Origin of the sequence: Actinokineospora fastidiosa, from assembly GCF_014648415.1 — a bacterium.
Lineage (GTDB): Bacteria > Actinomycetota > Actinomycetes > Mycobacteriales > Pseudonocardiaceae > Actinokineospora > Actinokineospora fastidiosa.
Window position 1 is genome coordinate 971,631 of sequence record NZ_BMRB01000001.1, and the last position, 15,108, is coordinate 986,738.

The following is a 15,108-nucleotide window of genomic DNA, read 5'->3' on the forward strand; positions in this document are numbered from 1 at the left end:
ACCAGGGCCCCGGTGGTCGCCAAGCCATGTCCACCACAAGCAGGAGCGGTCGCGACAAGTGCCGGAGTTGGTGATGCAGCTGACCAGAGCGGGCTTCCTGGCCTTGCTCTGGCTGTTCGTGCTGGCCGCGCTGCGGGTGGTGCGCTCGGACATCTACGCCGCCTCCGGGCTGCGCGTGGCGATGCCGGGATTCCGCAAGTCGGGTCAGAAGACCCGGGGCAAGGCGCCCCGTCAGCTGGTCGTCACGCACGGCGCGCTCGCGGGCACCAGGATCTCCCTGGACGGCAGGCCGATCATGATAGGCCGGGCGGACGACTCGACGCTCGTCCTCGACGACGACTACGCCTCCACCCGGCACGCCCGGCTGTCGATGCGCGGGACGGACTGGTACGTGGAAGACCTGGGCTCCACTAACGGGACGTATCTGGACCGGGCTAAGGTCACCGCACCCCTTCGGGTTCCCCTGGGAGTCCCGATCCGTATTGGCAAGACGGTGATCGAGCTGCGCTCATGACGCTTGTGCTTCGCTACGCGGCCCGCAGCGACCGGGGCCTGGTCCGTTCGAACAACCAGGACTCCGTGTACGCGGGTCCACGCCTGCTTTCCCTGGCCGACGGCATGGGCGGCCACGTCGCGGGCGAGGTGGCCAGCAAGGTCGTCATAGCCGCGCTCGCCCCGCTCGACGACGACGAGCCCGGCGAGGACCTGCTCGGCCAGCTGCGCGAGGCGGTGCTGGCGGGCAACAGCGCCATCGCCGAGCTCGTGGCGGGCGACCCCGACCTCGACGGCATGGGCACGACCCTGTCGGCGATCCTGTTCGCGGGGACCAGGATCGGCCTCGTCCACGTCGGGGACTCGCGCGTCTACCTGCGCCGCAACGGCCAGTTCAGCCAGATCACCCACGACGACACGTTCGTGCAGTCGCTCATCGACGAGGGCCGGATCACCGAGGAGGAGGCGGCCACCCACCCGCAGCGCTCGCTGCTGCTCAAGGCGCTGACCGGCCACGAGGTCGAGCCGAGCCTGACCATCCGCGAGGCCCGCGCAGGCGACCGCTACCTGCTGTGCTCCGACGGGCTGTCCGGCCCGGTCAGCCACGAGACGCTGGCCGAGGCGATCCAGATCCCGGACCCGCAGGAGTGCGCCGACCGGCTCATCGAGCTGGCGCTCAAGAGCGGCGGCCCGGACAACGTCACCGTGATCGTCGCCGACGTGCTCGACGTCGACTACGGCGACAACGACCCGATCGTCGGCGGGGCGGCGGGCAACGGCCAGGACGCCACCCCGCCGCCGGACTCGGCGGCCTCCCGGGCCAGCGCGCTGAACCCGCCCCGGCCGCAGGAGCCGCGCCGCGACCCGCTGGCGCCGCCGCCGCCGGACCCCCGGCTCAAGCGCCGCAAGCGCGTGCGCGCGGTGGTGATCTCCGTCATCGTGCTGATCCTGCTCGTCGCGGGCGCGGTCGCCGCGCGGCTGTGGGTCAACAACCAGTACTTCGTCGGCGAGGGCGCCGACGGCGAGGTCGCGGTCTTCCAGGGCGTGCGCGGCAGCGTGCTCGGCCTGTCGCTGAACAGCCAGCTGGAGGGCTCGTGCGGCGTGGAGCCGCAGTGCGACCGGCTGTTCGTCGACGACATGGAGCAGTTCGGCAAGGACGAGGTCCGCAACGGCTCCAACTCCTTCGACAGCGTGGCCGCCGCGCGCGGGTTCCTCAGCGAGCTGCGGCACAAGTTCTGGCTGCCCACCTGCGCCGACTTCACCGCCCAGCAGACGCCCGAGCAACCTGCCACCGGGCCAGCGGGCGGATCGGCGCAGCCGACCGGCCAGGCCACCACGACCACCGCGGCCGCGCCGACCACGACCGCGGGCACGGCGACGACCCAGGCCCCCGGCACCACGGCCCAGTCGACGGTCGAGCGCACGCCCCAGCCGGGCGTGAACTGCCGCGAACCCCGGGACGGCGGCGGCTGATGGCGCTTCCGGTCCAGGGCAAAGCGGGTCCGGCGACCGGGCAGGGCGCGGACCAGGACAAGGCGCCGACCCGGCGCGGCACCGAGCTGGTGCTGCTCGGGTTCGCCGCCTTCATCGTGTCCGTCGCGTTGATGCTGGTCGAGGCGAACCAGGAGCAGCAGCTCACCTTCCGCATCGTCTGGTACGGGCTGGCCTACCTGGCGCTCTTCGGCGTCGCGCACGCCGCGGTGCGGCACTGGGCGCCGTACGCCGATCCGCTGATCCTGCCGTGCGTCGCCGTGCTCAACGGCCTCGGCCTGGTGATGATCTACCGGATCGACCTGGCCCTGGCCGAACGCGCGCTGCAGGCGGGCCGGGAGTTCAACAACGACGTGCCCAAGCAGATCGCCTGGACCGCGCTCGCCCTGGTGCTGTTCCTCGTGGTGCTGCGCGTCGTGCGCGACCACCGGACGCTGACCAAGTACAGCTACATGGTCGGCGCGGCAGGCCTGTTCCTGCTGGCCCTGCCCGCGGTGCTGCCCAGCGCGATCGCCCCGCCGATCAACGGCGCCAAGATCTGGCTGCGCGTCGCGGGCCTGTCCATCCAGCCCGGCGAGTTCGCCAAGATCCTGCTGCTGATCTTCTTCGCTGGCTTCCTGGTCTCCAAGCGCGACCTGTTCATGGCCGCGGGCCGCCGGGTGCTCGGCGTCGACCTGCCGCGCGCCCGCGACCTCGGGCCGATCCTGTTCGCCTGGGGCGTCTCGGTCGGCGTCCTGGTGTTCCAGAAGGACCTGGGCACCTCGCTGCTGTTCTTCGGCACGATCCTGGTGATGCTCTACGTCGCCACCGAGCGCGCCGTGTGGGTGGTCACCGGGCTGAGCCTGTTCGTCGCGGGCTGCCTCATCGCCTACCAGCTGTTCGGGCACGTCCAGCAGCGCGTGGCCAACTGGCTGGACCCGCTGGCGACCTACGACCAGGACGGCGGCGGCTTCCAGATCGCCCAGGCGCTGTTCGGGCAGGGCACCGGCGGCATGGGCGGCACCGGCCTCGGCGCCGGCCGACCGGACCTGGTCCCGCTGGCCAACTCCGACTTCATCATCGCCGCGATCGCCGAGGAGCTGGGCTTCATCGGCCTCGCCGCGCTGCTGCTGGTCTACACGCTGCTGGCCATGCGCGGCATGCGCAGCGCGCTGGCCGTGCGCGACTCGTTCGGCAAGCTGCTCGGCGGCGGCCTGTCGTTCCTGCTGATCATGCAGGTGTTCGTGGTCGTCGGCGGCGTCACCAAGCTGATCCCGATGACCGGTCTGACCTCGCCGTTCCTGTCCCTGGGCGGCTCGTCGCTGCTGGCCAACTACATCCTGGTCGCGCTGCTGCTGCGCATCTCCGACGCGGCCCGGCGGCCGCAGACCCCGGCGCCGCGCAAGCCGGTTCCGCAGACCCCGATCGCCGAGGCGGGCACCGTGCTGGTGGAGCGTCCGAAATGAACACCCCGCTCCGCCGCGTCGGCATGGCCATGCTCGCCATGATCGTGCTGCTGCTCCTGAACTCCACCTACATCCAGGTGATCAAGGCCGACGACTACCGCGAGGACCCGCGCAACCGCCGCGTCCTGCTGGAGGAGTACGCCCGCGAGCGCGGCAAGATCCTGGTGCTCAACGCCGACGAGAAGTGGGTGGCGCTGGCCACGTCGCTGCCCACCGACAACCGCTACCGGTTCCTGCGCCAGTACCCCAACGGCCCGATGTACAGCCACATCACCGGCCACTACTCGATCAACTACGGCACCGCTGGCCTGGAGCGCTACCAGGACGAGATCCTCAACGGCTCCGACGACCGGCTGTTCGTGCGGCGGCTGTCGGACCTGATCACCGGCCGGGACCCGCGCGGCGGCAACGTCGTCACCACGATCAACCCGGCCGCGCAGAAGGCCGCCTACGAGGCCATGGAGAAGAACGGGTTCGCCGGGTCCGTGGTGGCGCTCAACCCCAAGACCGGGCAGATCCTGGCCATGGTCAGCACGCCGTCCTACGACCCGAACCCGCTGGCAGCGCACTCGCGCGACACGCAGGTGGAGGCGTGGAACTCCTACCAGACCAAGAGCAAGCCGATGCTCAACCGGGCGATCAGCGAGACCTACGCGCCCGGGTCGACGTTCAAGCTGGTCGTCGCCGCCGCGGCGCTGGAGGACGGGCTGACCAGGGAGGACCAGGTCACCGCCACCGACAAGATCCAGGTCGGCGGTTCCGAGCTGCGCAACTACAACCGCGGGTTCTGCGCGGGCAGCCGGACCACGGTGACGCTGGAGACCGCGCTCGCGCACTCGTGCAACACCGCGTTCGCCCAGATCGCCCACGACCTCGGCGAGGAGCGGCTGGTCGAGCAGGCAGCGGCGTTCGGCGTCGGGGAGAGCGAGCTGACCGTGCCGATGCCGGTCGTGCAGTCCTGCCTCGGGCCGCGCGTCGAGGGCGGCTGCATGACCGTCGCCGACGAGAACGCGCTGTACCAGAGCGGCATCGGCCAGCGCGACGTGCGGCTGAGCCCGCTGCAGAACGCGATGATCGTCGCCGCCATCGCCAACGACGGCGAGGTCATGAAGCCGCAGCTGGTCCAGCAGGTGCTCGCCCCCGACCTGCAGGAGATCGGCAACTTCGACGAGGAGAGCCTGGGCTCGGCCATGTCCGGCGACAGCGCCGACCAGCTGACCCAGATGATGATCGCCTCCGAGGAGCGCACCGGGGGCGGCGGCAAGATCGACGGGCTGACCATCGCGTCCAAGACCGGCACCGCCGAGACCGGCAACGACCCGAAGAACACCCCGCCGTTCGCCTGGTACGTCGCGTTCGCCCCGGCCGAGGACCCGCAGATCGCGGTGGCGGTCGTGGTGGAGAGCAAGGACGTGGCCGCGACCGGCGGCAAGCTGTCCGCGCAGATCGGCAGGGCCACGATCGGCGCCGCCCTCGGGAGGCGCTGACATGCTCACCTCGGGGCAGTTGCTGGCCGACCGCTACCGGCTCAGCCGCCGGATCGCGGTCGGCGGCATGGGCGAGGTGTGGGAGGCCGCCGACACCCGGCTGGACCGGGCCGTCGCGGTGAAGGTGCTCAAGCCGGAACTGTGCGGCGACGCGGAGTTCCTGCACCGCTTCCGCACCGAGGCGCGCACCACCGCGTCGCTGAACCACCCGGGCATCGCCGCCGTGCACGACTACGGCGAGACCGCGGCCGTCGTCGACGGGCCCAAGGACACCGCCTACCTGGTGATGGAGCTGGTCGAGGGCGAGCCGCTGGCCGCGATCGTGGCCCGCGAGGGCCGGATGAACGCCGACCGCGTGCTCGACATCCTGGAGCAGGCCGGGTTCGCGCTGCAGGCCGCGCACGAGCGCGGGTACGTCCACCGCGACGTCAAGCCGGGCAACATCCTGATCACCCCGTCCGGCGTGGTGAAGCTGACCGACTTCGGCATCGCCAAGGCGGCCGACGCCGCGCCGGTGACCCGCTCGGGCATGGTCATGGGCACCGCCCACTACATCGCCCCCGAGCAGGCGCTGGGCCACGAGGCCGAGCCCGCCAGCGACGTGTACTCCCTGGCCGTGGTCGGCTACGAGTGCCTGACCGGCCACCGCCCGTTCCTCTCGGAGAACGCGGTGACGGTGGCGATGATGCACATCCGGGACGCGCCGCCGCCGCTGCCGCCGGACGTGCCGCCGGGCGCGCGCGCGGTCATCGAGGCCACGCTGGTGAAGGACCCGCGCCGCCGCTACGGCAGCGGCGGGGAGTTCGCCGCCGCGGTCGCCGCCGTGCGCGCGGGCCGCCCGCTGCCCGCGCCGTCCGGCTACGCCATGCCCAGGGCCGGGCACACCCATCCGGGCATGATGCCCGTGCAGGGCACCGGCGCGTTCGCGCCGCCACCGCCCGCGCCGCCCCGGCAGCGCGGCCGCACCGGGCTGTGGGTGACGATCGTGGTGCTGGCCGTCGCGCTGATCGCGGCGCTGGCGATCGGCCTGCCCGCGATCCTCGACGGCGACGACGGCGGCTCGCCGGGCATGACCTCGCCCAGCCGCGACGTCGAGACGACCACCGCCGTCCCCCAGGACTCCGAGACCGAGGACACCGAGCCCGGCGGCCCGCCCGGCATGGCCGACCCGCCGGTCGCGTTCGTGCCCGCGCCGTACCTGGGCAAGAGCGCGCTCACCGTGGCGGAGGACCTGATCGCGCTGGGGGTCGACGTCGAGGTGCGCACCGAGGAGGGCACGCCGCCGCGCAACCGGGCGGCCTGCCTCGTCGTAGGGTCGTCGCCGGAGGGCGCGGTCTACCGCGGCGATACGGTCACAATCTTCTGCAGGCCCCAAGCCGGGTCGCGGTGATCGCCGATGCAACGTCAGGATCTGGACATGACTAGGAGCGGGACGACGCACCAATGACCACACCGCGTTTGCTCTCCAACCGCTACGAGATCGGTGAGACTCTCGGTTACGGCGGCATGTCCGAGGTCCACCGGGGCCGCGACGTCCGGCTCGGGCGGGAGGTCGCGGTCAAGGTGCTGCGCGCCGACCTCGCCCGCGACCCGCAGTTCCAGGAGCGGTTCCGCCGCGAGGCGCAGAACGCCGCCGCGCTGAACCACCCGGCCATCGTCGCGGTCTACGACACCGGCGAGACGCTCACCGAGCAGGGCCCGCTGCCCTACATCGTGATGGAGTACGTCGACGGCCGGACGCTGCGCGACATCGTCAAGACCGAGGGGCCGCTGTCCGGGCAGAGAGCCATGGAGATCATGGCCGACGTCTGCGCCGCCCTGGACTTCAGCCACCGGCACGGCATCGTGCACCGCGACGTCAAGCCCGCCAACGTCATGATCAATCGCTCGGGCGCGGTCAAGGTCATGGACTTCGGCATCGCCCGCGCGGTCGCCGACGGGCAGGCCGCGGTCACCCAGACCGCCGCGGTCATCGGCACCGCGCAGTACCTCTCCCCCGAGCAGGCGCGCGGCGAGGCCGTCGACGCCCGCTCCGACGTCTACGCCACCGGCTGCGTCCTCTTCGAGCTGCTGACCGGCGAGCCGCCGTTCACCGGGGACTCCCCGGTGGCGGTGGCCTACCAGCACGTGCGGGAGGACCCGAGGCCGCCGTCGCAGCTCAACCCCCGGGTGAGCCCGCAGCTGGACGCGATCGTGCTCAAGGCGATGTCCAAGGGCGCGGCCAACCGCTACCAGTCGGCCGCCGAGATGCGCACCGACATCGTGCGCGTGCTGTCGGGCCAGCGCCCGTCCGCGCCGATGGTGATGACCGAGGACGACCGCACTGCCGTGCTCGGCGCGGGCAGGCCGATGCCGACCTCCGGCGGCGGGCGGCACCGTCCCGAGGCGCTGGTCGACGACTACGACGACTACTACGACGACGAGGACGAGCGCCGCCGCAAGCAGCGCAAGACCTGGGCGGTCGTCCTGGCCGCGCTGCTGGTCGCCGCCCTGGTCGGCCTGCTGTTCTGGCTGCTGAACCAGGAGGACGCGCCCACCACGCCGCAGACCGTCGCGGTGCCCGACGTGGTGAGCCAGCTGGAGGCCGACGCCCGCAGGCAGCTCGAGGCCGCCGGGCTGAAGGTCGAGCGGGTCGAGGTCAAGTGCGAGCAGACCGCCGACGGCCAGCCCGGCGAGTGCGGCGCGAACGACATCGGCCGGGTCATCGGCACCACGCCCGCCGCGGGCACCGAGGTGAGCCCGGGCGACACGGTCACCTACCGGGTCGGCGTGAAGCCGGGCAAGGTCGCCGTTCCCGACGTGATCGGCAAGACCCAGGAAGAGGCCACCACCGCGCTGGAAGAGGCGAAGCTGCAGGTCTCGCCGACCGTCGCCGAGGAAGAGGTCGACGACGAGAGCAAGGTCGGCAAGGTCGTCAAGACCAACCCGGCCGCCAACCAGCAGGTCGACGTCGGCACCTCGGTCACGCTGACGATCGGCAAGGCCAAGGCGAAGGTCTCCGTCCCGAACGTGATCGGCCAGGACTACGAGACCGCGGCCCGCAACCTCAAGGAGGCCGGTCTCGAGCCGCAGCGCCGCGACGTCTCCTCCGACCAGCCCGCGGGCACGGTCGTCAACCAGGCGCCCAAGGACGGCGAGGTCGCGCCCGGCTTCACCGTCGTGCTCGACGTCTCCAACGGCGACCAGGTCGACCAGCCCCTGGAGATGCCCGACCTCTCCGGCATGACCGTGGACGAGGCCGAGCAGGCCCTGCGGGGCGGCGGCTGGACCGGCCGGTTCAACGTCAACAAGGTGCGCGACACCTGTGACGAGGAGGAGATCGGCAAGATCTTCAACCAGAGCCCGAACCCGGGCGAGGAGATCGACAAGGACCGCACGATCCAGGTGTTCGTCCACGAGGAGCAGCAGTTCGGCTGCCTGCCCGGCGGCGGCAACGGCAACTAGCCCCTGACGACCTGTGGCCCCCCGTCCTCGGACGGGGGGCCACAGTCTTTGTTCGGGGAAGGTGTGCGCTCAGGACAGCGCTGCGGTGAGGGCGCGCATCTGCTTCTCCAGCTCCACGATCCGGTGCTCCGGCACCGGGAAGCCCGCCGCCGCCATCCAGTTGGCGAGCATGCGGTGGCCGCCGTCGGTCAGCACCGACTCCGGGTGGAACTGGACGCCCTCGACCGGCAGCGTGCGGTGGCGCATGGCCATGACGATGCCCGTCGCGGTGCGGCCGGTGACCTCGAACTCCGCGTCCGGGATCGTCTCCGGCAGCACCGTCAGCGAGTGGTAGCGGGTGGCGGTGAACGGGCTGGGCAGCCCGGCCAGCACGCCGCCGCCGGTGTGCTCGACCTGGCTGGTCTTGCCGTGCAGCAGCTCCGGGGCGCGGTCGACGGTGGCGCCCCACGCCACGCCGATGGCCTGGTGGCCGAGGCAGACGCCGAGGACCGGCAGCGCGCGCTCGGCGCAGCGGCGGACGGTGTCGATGCTGTGGCCCGCGCGCTCCGGCGTGCTCGGGCCGGGGCTGACGAGCACGGCGTCGAAGCCGTCGAGGGCGCCGGGGGCGGCGAGTTCGGGCGCGTCGTTGCGCCAGACCGTGCAGTCGGCGCCGAGCTGGGCCAGGTACTGGACCAGGTTGTAGACGAAGCTGTCGTAGTTGTCGACCACGAGGACGCGCATGCCGTCAACCTACCGGCCACATGCGGATGGAAGCATCCTCGTATGCGCCGCGAACTGGGGGTTATGGACGCCACCGCCATCGGGCTCGGCTCGATGCTGGGCGCGGGCGTCTTCGCGGTGTTCGCCCCGGCCGCAGCGGCGGCGGGCGGTCTGCTGCTCGTCGCGCTCGGGATCGCCGGGTTCGTCGCGTACTGCAACGCGAACGCGTCCGCGCGCCTGGCGGCCGTCTATCCCGCGTCGGGCGGCACCTACCTGTATGGGCGCGAGGTGCTCGGGCCGTGGTGGGGGTTCGTCGCGGGCTGGGGTTTCGTGGTCGGGAAGACGGCCAGCTGCGCGGCCATGGCGATGACGTTCGCCGCGTACGCCGCGCCCGGGTTCGAGCGGCCCGCCGCGGTGGGCGCGGTCGTCGTGCTGACGGCGGTGACCTGCCTCGGCATCACCCGCACGGCCGCGGTCACCAAGGTGCTGTTGGCGATCGTGCTGGTGGTCCTGCTGGGCGCCGTCGCGGTGTCCGTGCCCGCCGTCGGCGCGATCGCGTGGGCGCCCTCGGGTCCGCTCGGCGTGCTCCAGGCCGCCGGGCTGCTGTTCTTCGCCTTCGCCGGGTACGCCCGGATCGCCACCCTCGGCGAGGAGGTCCGCGACCCCGCCCGCACCATCCCGCGCGCGGTGCTGGCCGCGTTGAGCGCGGCCGTGATCATCTACCTCATCGTCGGGTCGACCCTGCTGCTGGTGCTCGGCCCGGCCCGGCTGGCGGCGTCGGCCGCGCCGCTGGTGGACCTGGTCGGCGCGGCCGGGCTGCCGGGGTGGGCCGCGGTCGTCCGGGTCGGCGCGGCGGCTGCCTGCCTGGGCGCACTGGTCGGGCTCATCGCGGGGATCGGCCGCACGACGCTGGCCATGGCCCGCGAGCGGGACCTGCCGGGCGGACTGGCCGCCGTCCACGGCTCGGTGCCCAGGGTGGCGCAGGTCGCCGTCGGCGCGGTGGTGTGCGGGCTCGTGCTCGTCGCGGACCTGCGCGGGGTGGTCGGCTTCTCGTCGTTCGGCGTGCTCGTCTACTACGCGGTCGCCAACGCCTGCGCGTACCGGAAGTGGCGCGGCCCGCTGCCCGCGGCCGGGCTGGCGGGCTGCGTCCTGCTGGTGGTCACCCTGCCGACCTGGTCGGTGGTCACGGGCGTCGCCGTGTTCGCCGTGGGTCTGCTCGGGCGGCTGGCTATTCGGTCGTCACCTCGTTGAACGGCAGCTTCGGCTCGATCCACGGGAACACCACGAACATCAGCAGCGCCACCACGCCCGCGATCAGCAGCACCGCGGTCAGGACCCGGACCGCGAACGGGCCGGGCAGGTGCCGCCAGATCCAGCCGTACATCAGACGGTCTCCTTCAGCTCCGGCGGCAGCGCCCCCGGGTTGTTCGGGTCCTTCTCCCACTGCTTGACCATCACCGCGTGCACGATGAGCCGCTCGCGGTCGGAGAAGCGCGGGTGGCAGGTGGTCAGCGTCATCAGGGTGACCTGCTCGCCGACGCTGTTCTCCGCGCCCGGCAGCCCGGGCACGGGGGCCACGACCTCGCCCTGCCCCGGGCTGACGATTCGCTGGCCGACGACCTTGTCGTACGGCGCGCCCAGCGGCGAGACGCCCACGCACCTCGGGTCGGCCGCGCGCGTGCCCGCCCAGTCGGCGACCTCGTCGGCCTTGGGCAGCACGCGGTAGACGAACCAGTTGTAGCGGGTCTCCACGACGATGGCGTCACAGGAGTTCAGCAGGTCGATGTCGTTGAACGGCGCGCCCTTGCCCACCCGGTGGCCCGCGACGGCGAAGTTGCCGGGCTCGCCGGGGTAGGCGGTGTCCGGGTAGTGGCCGGGGCCGATCTCCAGGGTCTTCTCGGTGATGCCTTCCAGGATCGTGAAGGAGTAGTCCGCGCCGAAGGTGGGGATGAACATCTTCGCGAAGCCCGCGCCCTCGTCGAGGCCGTCGAACCGCTCGACCCGCTCGGGGTCGGCCGGGGTGCCCCAGCGGTCGTCCAGCGCGGAGGTGGCCTCGCGCTGCTTGGCCGCGGAGAAGATGTCGGTGACGTAGACCTCGTAGACCACGAACAGCAGGATCACCAGGCCGAGTGTGATGAACACCTCGCCGACCCCGCGCACGACCGAGCGCGCACCGCCGCCCTCCGGCGCCGTGGGCGCGACCGTGCTCATCCGAAATCCTCCGCAGGATTGTTGGCGACTGGTGATCCGGCCACCTGCTCCGTTACGTTAACGTGTTGCATCGGCGCGAGTTGCGCCCATGCCGCGCGCACCCGAAGTTCCCAGCCAGGCGAGGACAGCATGCCGAAGTCGAAGGTCCGCAAGAAGGCCGCCTACACCCCTCCGGCCGACCGCCGGACAGCGGTGAAGGTCAAGCCCGCCGGACCGTCCCACCCGCTCTACATCACCATCATGCTGGGCATCATGGTGCTCGGCCTGGCGTGGCTGGTCGTGAATTACATCGCCGGGGAGAAGATCCCCTTCATGGCCGACCTCGGCAACTGGAACTTCGCCATCGGGTTCGCGCTGATGATCGCGGGCCTGCTGATGACGATGCGCTGGCGGTAGGCGGCCATCCACAGTCCGTCGCCCCGTACCCCCGTTCGGGGTCTCAAGGACTGCGCCGTTCGGCCCCTACCGGCTGAACCACATGGATGTAAGTCATCCCCAGTGTGGATAACTGCTGTGGACAACCATGAATGAGCACCGGTCGTCCTGGGCCCCGGACCCCGCCGCGGTGGCGGTGGGCTGGGCGCTGTGCGCCGGGGCGGTGGCAGCCGCGCTGCTGGTCGACGACCGGCGCGGCGGACTCATGCTGCTCGTCGCCGCCGTCATGCTGGGCCTGATCGCCCTGTTCGGCACGGTGGCGCGGCCGCGGCTGTCGGCAGACCGCGACGGCATCACCGTGCGCGGGCTGACGGGCAGCAGGCACTGGCGGTGGGCCGAGGTGAACGTGCGGCTCGTCCGGACGCGCAGGCTCGGGCGCGTGTCGACCGCGGTGGAGCTGGACGCCGACAACGCCGAGCCGCCCGCCCTGGTCCTGCTCGGGCGGCTCGACCTCGGCGCGGACCCGGAGGACGTCGCCGACGCCCTGGTCCGCCTGCGCACCTGACGTCGTCTAGCGCGTGATGTAGCAGATCATGGCGGTCGGGTCGGTGCAGAACACCAGCTCGGCCAGCTGGCCCTGGCGCAGCACGTACAGGCTCGCGAGCGCCACGACCACCAGCGCGCACGCCCCGATGTGCAGCGCGAGCCGGTTCGCGGGCGGGGCGTAGACGAACGCGACCGCCAGCGCCGCGCCGACGACGAGCCCGCCGAGGTGCCCGAGCAGCGAGACGTTCGGGATCACCCACCAGGTGATGAGGGTCAGCGCCAGCACGTAGACGATGAGCTGCGTCGCCTGTCCGCGCCGGAGCCGGATGACCAGCACCACCAGCGCGCCCAGCACGCCGTAGACAGCGCCGGAGGCACCCGCGAGCTGGCCGCCGATGTCGCCGAAGACGTACTCGGCCACGCTGCCGCCCAGCAGCGCCAGCAGGTACAGCGCCAGGAAGCGCGCCCTGCCCAGCACGAGCTCGGTGTCGCGCAGGAACCACAGCGACATCATGTTGACCAGCACGTGGAACGGCCCGAAGTGCAGGAACCCCGCCGTGAGCAGCCGCCACGGCTGGCCATCGGTGATCGACGGGTCGAACCCGACGAGCGCGCGGAAGAAGGGCGAGTCGCCGTTCTCGGTGACGCTCTGCGCCAGGACCGCGGTCAGCAGGAAGACCGCGACGTTGACCGCGATGAGGATCGGGACCAGCACGACCTTGCCGTCGGTGCGCGCGCCAGCGACCGTGGTGGCCTGCCGGGTGGTCCGGCGGCCCTGCTCAACGCAGTCCACGCACTGGTAGCCGACCGACGCGTCCACCAGGCACTCCGGGCAGGCCGGTCGGCCGCAGCGGGTGCAGGACAGGCCGGTCGGCCGGTCGCGGTGCCGGGCGCAGACGGGCAGGCCCGCCTGCGCCCCGTGCGGGGTCGCCACGAGGCTAGGCGCGCTCGATGGTGATGCTGTTGATCACGATGTCCTCGACCGGGCGGTCGCCGGGGCCGGTGGTGGTCCGGCCGATCGCGTCGATGACGTCGCGGGACTGCTGGTCGGCGGCCTCGCCGAAGATCGTGTGCTTGAAGTTCAGCCAGGTGGTCGGGCCCACCGTGAGGAAGAACTGCGAGCCGTTGGTGTTCGGGCCCGCGTTGGCCATCGCCAGCAGGTAGGGCCGGTTGAACTGCAGCTCGGGGTGGAACTCGTCGGCGAACTTGTAGCCGGGGCCGCCTCGGCCGGTGCCGGTCGGGTCACCGCCCTGGATCATGAAGCCGGAGATCACCCGGTGGAAGATGGACCCGTCGTAGAACGGGCCGGACGTGCCCCCCTTGGCGTTCTTGTCCGTGTACTGCTTGGTGCCCTCCGCGAGGCCGACGAAGTTGGCCACGGTCTTGGGGGCGTGGTCGGGGAAAAGGTTGACCCGGATGTCACCCAGCGAGGTGTGCAGGGTGGCGGTCACTTTGGTCCCGACGAGCGATTCGTTGCTGTCTGCCACCGCCCCATCGTGCCATCTTCAGCGGGATCGGTCGGTTAGGGGCAGGATTGAGCGCGTCACTTATCCGTTACCGACCCTTCTTGACAGATGAGGTGAAGCGATGACCCGGGCCGGAGAGACGGTGGGCAAGGCCGTCGGCACCGGCTGGCGCGCTGTGCGCCAGGGTGCCGCCCAGGCCCGCGCGGCGGGTGCCGAGGCGGCGCAGGCCGCCGAGCACAGGCTGGCGGCCAGGGGCCTGGCCCCGCAGCAGGTGGCCGAGGCGCTCGCCGAGAGCGCCCTGGTCGCCCGCGAGGAGCTGCAGGAGTCCGGGAAGCGGGCCCGCAAGCGCCTGGCGAAGACGGCCGCGCGCACCCGCAAGGACCTGGCCAAGGCCGCGAAGCAGGCCCGCAAGAACGCCGGGAACAGCCGGGCGGGACGTGGCGCGGCAGGCGCGGTGAAGCCGCTGCGCGCCCAGGCCAAGCAGTTGAAGAAGGACCTGAAGCCGCAGGTCGAGGCCTACCGCGCGGAACTGCGCGAGCAGGTCAAGGCGGCGCGGGCCGCTGCCAAGGCCGCGGCGAAGGAGAACCGAGGGCCCCGGCGCTGGCCGTGGCTGATCGCCGCCGTCGCGATGGCGGCGGGCGCCGTCGTGGCGCTGCGCGGGAAGAAGCGGACCGAGGAGGAGGTCGTCACGCCGGTCGTCCCGACGCCGATGCCCGAGCAGACCTCGGCCGAGCGCAACGGGCAGGCCAAGCCCGAGGTGCGGATCACGGCGGAGAAGCAGAACTAGCCGATCACGGAAACGGGCCGCGCTCCCCCAGTGGGGGGCGCGGCCCGTTTTGCGTCAGAGGCCCAGATTCTTGATGACCGTCTCGGTGATCCGGCGCGCCTTGATCGTCTGCTCCTGGTTGGTGCTGACGACGACGGCGGTGCCGTCCTTGGCGACCGCGTACAGCGCGCCGTCGTCCCCGGCGAGCGAGCCGCCCTTCCACCCGGCGGGGGCGTTGGCCGGGTTGGAGCTGTCCACCGGCGCGGCCTCGTCGACGACGGCCTTGGCGGCCGCCTCGTCACCGCTGTAGATCCGCACGGTGAGCTGCACGCTGCCGTCGGGGCGGTAGAAGAAGCAGCTCGGCGGGTCGCCGTCGGAGGTCTTCACGCTCCCGACCCGCTGGCCGTTGGCGTTCGCCACCTCCTCGGTCTCCAGGTACGGGCACGGTCCGTCGGCCGACGGCTCCGGCGCGGGCGGCGCCTCGGCGGGCGGGCTCGCGGTGGTCGTGGTCTCCGGCGGGGTCGTGGGCGCGGGTCCCGGCGCCGGGTTCGCCGTGCAGGCGGCGACCGCGACCAGCGGGAGCACGAGGAGGACTCGGTTCATGGCGGGTGCAGTCAACCAGACCCAGTCGAGTGTGATCCACGCCACTCATTGAACCGCACGATCGCGATAGGCATTACTCCAAG

16 protein-coding genes are annotated in these 15,108 nt (G+C 72.0%); 10 read left to right on the plus strand and 6 right to left on the minus strand.

Annotation, left to right across the window (positions count from 1 at the left end):
- Positions 1-58: 58 nt before the first annotated feature.
- From IEY98_RS04595 to pknB, 6 genes are read left to right on the plus strand one after another with little or no spacing between them, the layout of a single operon-like run.
- On the plus strand, positions 59-514 hold the full coding sequence (locus IEY98_RS04595) for an FHA domain-containing protein FhaB/FipA (RefSeq protein ID WP_189208987.1): 456 nt from the start codon (positions 59-61) through the stop codon (positions 512-514).
- Positions 511-1,965, plus strand: coding sequence for a PP2C family protein-serine/threonine phosphatase (locus tag IEY98_RS04600; RefSeq protein ID WP_189208988.1), 1,455 nt, complete (start codon positions 511-513; stop codon positions 1,963-1,965). Before IEY98_RS04595 ends, IEY98_RS04600 begins: the two co-directional genes overlap by 4 nt.
- Positions 1,965-3,428: an FtsW/RodA/SpoVE family cell cycle protein gene (locus tag IEY98_RS04605; protein ID WP_189208989.1), complete on the plus strand. Its 1,464-nt coding sequence runs from the start codon at positions 1,965-1,967 to the stop codon at positions 3,426-3,428. The genes IEY98_RS04600 and IEY98_RS04605 overlap by 1 nt, the downstream gene beginning before the upstream one ends.
- Positions 3,425-4,915: a peptidoglycan D,D-transpeptidase FtsI family protein gene (locus IEY98_RS04610; protein ID WP_189208990.1), complete on the plus strand. Its 1,491-nt coding sequence runs from the start codon at positions 3,425-3,427 to the stop codon at positions 4,913-4,915. The genes IEY98_RS04605 and IEY98_RS04610 overlap by 4 nt, the downstream gene beginning before the upstream one ends.
- Before the next feature lies 1 nt (position 4,916).
- Positions 4,917-6,305, plus strand: a complete 1,389-nt coding sequence (locus IEY98_RS04615) for a serine/threonine-protein kinase (protein ID WP_189208991.1) — start codon at positions 4,917-4,919, stop codon at positions 6,303-6,305.
- Between the two features lie 53 nt (positions 6,306-6,358).
- Positions 6,359-8,359 carry a Stk1 family PASTA domain-containing Ser/Thr kinase gene (gene pknB / locus IEY98_RS04620; protein WP_189208992.1) on the plus strand — a complete coding sequence of 667 codons (2,001 nt, stop codon included), beginning with the start codon at positions 6,359-6,361 and terminating at the stop codon, positions 8,357-8,359.
- A 69-nt stretch (positions 8,360-8,428) separates the two neighbouring features.
- On the opposite strand, the gene IEY98_RS04625 is transcribed toward pknB, so the two are convergent.
- A complete protein-coding gene (locus IEY98_RS04625) occupies positions 8,429-9,079 on the minus strand; it encodes an aminodeoxychorismate/anthranilate synthase component II (protein WP_189208993.1) in 651 nt (216 codons plus the stop codon).
- A 42-nt stretch (positions 9,080-9,121) separates the two neighbouring features.
- On the opposite strand from IEY98_RS04625, the gene IEY98_RS04630 reads away from it, so the two are divergent.
- The gene (locus IEY98_RS04630; protein WP_189208994.1) at positions 9,122-10,309 is read left to right on the plus strand and encodes an APC family permease; all 1,188 of its coding nucleotides are present in this window, start codon (positions 9,122-9,124) and stop codon (positions 10,307-10,309) included.
- Here the strand turns inward: IEY98_RS04630 and IEY98_RS04635 are convergent.
- Both IEY98_RS04635 and IEY98_RS04640 read right to left on the minus strand, forming a co-directional pair.
- On the minus strand, positions 10,287-10,442 hold the full coding sequence (locus tag IEY98_RS04635) for a hypothetical protein (protein WP_189208995.1): 156 nt from the start codon (positions 10,440-10,442) through the stop codon (positions 10,287-10,289). The genes IEY98_RS04630 and IEY98_RS04635 overlap by 23 nt on opposite strands.
- Positions 10,442-11,269 carry a class E sortase gene (locus tag IEY98_RS04640; RefSeq protein ID WP_189208996.1) on the minus strand — a complete coding sequence of 276 codons (828 nt, stop codon included), beginning with the start codon at positions 11,267-11,269 and terminating at the stop codon, positions 10,442-10,444. Before IEY98_RS04640 ends, IEY98_RS04635 begins: the two co-directional genes overlap by 1 nt.
- A 129-nt stretch (positions 11,270-11,398) precedes the next feature.
- On the opposite strand from IEY98_RS04640, the gene crgA reads away from it, so the two are divergent.
- Both crgA and IEY98_RS04650 read left to right on the plus strand, forming a co-directional pair.
- On the plus strand, positions 11,399-11,665 hold the full coding sequence (crgA, locus tag IEY98_RS04645; protein ID WP_189208997.1) for a cell division protein CrgA: 267 nt from the start codon (positions 11,399-11,401) through the stop codon (positions 11,663-11,665).
- 127 nt (positions 11,666-11,792) lie between these two features.
- Positions 11,793-12,209, plus strand: a complete 417-nt coding sequence (locus IEY98_RS04650; protein ID WP_189208998.1) for a PH domain-containing protein — start codon at positions 11,793-11,795, stop codon at positions 12,207-12,209.
- A gap of 6 nt (positions 12,210-12,215) precedes the next feature.
- On the opposite strand, the gene IEY98_RS04655 is transcribed toward IEY98_RS04650, so the two are convergent.
- Both IEY98_RS04655 and IEY98_RS04660 read right to left on the minus strand, forming a co-directional pair.
- Positions 12,216-13,124, minus strand: a complete 909-nt coding sequence (locus tag IEY98_RS04655) for a rhomboid family intramembrane serine protease (RefSeq protein WP_189208999.1) — start codon at positions 13,122-13,124, stop codon at positions 12,216-12,218.
- Positions 13,125-13,128: 4 nt separating this feature from the next.
- Positions 13,129-13,677, minus strand: a complete 549-nt coding sequence (locus tag IEY98_RS04660) for a peptidylprolyl isomerase (RefSeq protein WP_189209000.1) — start codon at positions 13,675-13,677, stop codon at positions 13,129-13,131.
- A 100-nt stretch (positions 13,678-13,777) separates the two neighbouring features.
- Between IEY98_RS04660 and IEY98_RS04665 the strand changes: the two genes are divergently transcribed.
- A complete protein-coding gene (locus tag IEY98_RS04665) occupies positions 13,778-14,443 on the plus strand; it encodes a hypothetical protein (protein WP_189209001.1) in 666 nt (221 codons plus the stop codon).
- 54 nt (positions 14,444-14,497) lie between these two features.
- Here IEY98_RS04665 and IEY98_RS04670 read toward each other — a convergent pair whose 3' ends face one another.
- The gene (locus tag IEY98_RS04670) at positions 14,498-15,025 is read right to left on the minus strand and encodes a DUF2020 domain-containing protein (RefSeq protein WP_189209002.1); all 528 of its coding nucleotides are present in this window, start codon (positions 15,023-15,025) and stop codon (positions 14,498-14,500) included.
- Positions 15,026-15,108 lie beyond the last annotated feature (83 nt).

What these genes read in the sequence shown, in the direction of transcription:
- IEY98_RS04600 (WP_189208988.1), top strand. Translation starts at nt 511, where the DNA reads ATGACGCTTGTGCTTCGCTACGCGGCCCGCAGCGACCGGGGCCTGGTC.
- IEY98_RS04605 (WP_189208989.1), top strand. Translation starts at nt 1,965, where the DNA reads ATGGCGCTTCCGGTCCAGGGCAAAGCGGGTCCGGCGACCGGGCAGGGC.
- IEY98_RS04610 (WP_189208990.1), top strand. Translation starts at nt 3,425, where the DNA reads ATGAACACCCCGCTCCGCCGCGTCGGCATGGCCATGCTCGCCATGATC.
- IEY98_RS04615 (WP_189208991.1), top strand. Translation starts at nt 4,917, where the DNA reads ATGCTCACCTCGGGGCAGTTGCTGGCCGACCGCTACCGGCTCAGCCGC.
- pknB (WP_189208992.1), top strand. Translation starts at nt 6,359, where the DNA reads ATGACCACACCGCGTTTGCTCTCCAACCGCTACGAGATCGGTGAGACT.
- IEY98_RS04625 (WP_189208993.1), bottom strand. Translation starts at nt 9,079, where the DNA reads ATGCGCGTCCTCGTGGTCGACAACTACGACAGCTTCGTCTACAACCTG.
- IEY98_RS04630 (WP_189208994.1), top strand. Translation starts at nt 9,122, where the DNA reads ATGCGCCGCGAACTGGGGGTTATGGACGCCACCGCCATCGGGCTCGGC.
- IEY98_RS04635 (WP_189208995.1), bottom strand. Translation starts at nt 10,442, where the DNA reads ATGTACGGCTGGATCTGGCGGCACCTGCCCGGCCCGTTCGCGGTCCGG.
- IEY98_RS04640 (WP_189208996.1), bottom strand. Translation starts at nt 11,269, where the DNA reads ATGAGCACGGTCGCGCCCACGGCGCCGGAGGGCGGCGGTGCGCGCTCG.
- crgA (WP_189208997.1), top strand. Translation starts at nt 11,399, where the DNA reads ATGCCGAAGTCGAAGGTCCGCAAGAAGGCCGCCTACACCCCTCCGGCC.
- IEY98_RS04650 (WP_189208998.1), top strand. Translation starts at nt 11,793, where the DNA reads ATGAATGAGCACCGGTCGTCCTGGGCCCCGGACCCCGCCGCGGTGGCG.
- IEY98_RS04665 (WP_189209001.1), top strand. Translation starts at nt 13,778, where the DNA reads ATGACCCGGGCCGGAGAGACGGTGGGCAAGGCCGTCGGCACCGGCTGG.
- IEY98_RS04670 (WP_189209002.1), bottom strand. Translation starts at nt 15,025, where the DNA reads ATGAACCGAGTCCTCCTCGTGCTCCCGCTGGTCGCGGTCGCCGCCTGC.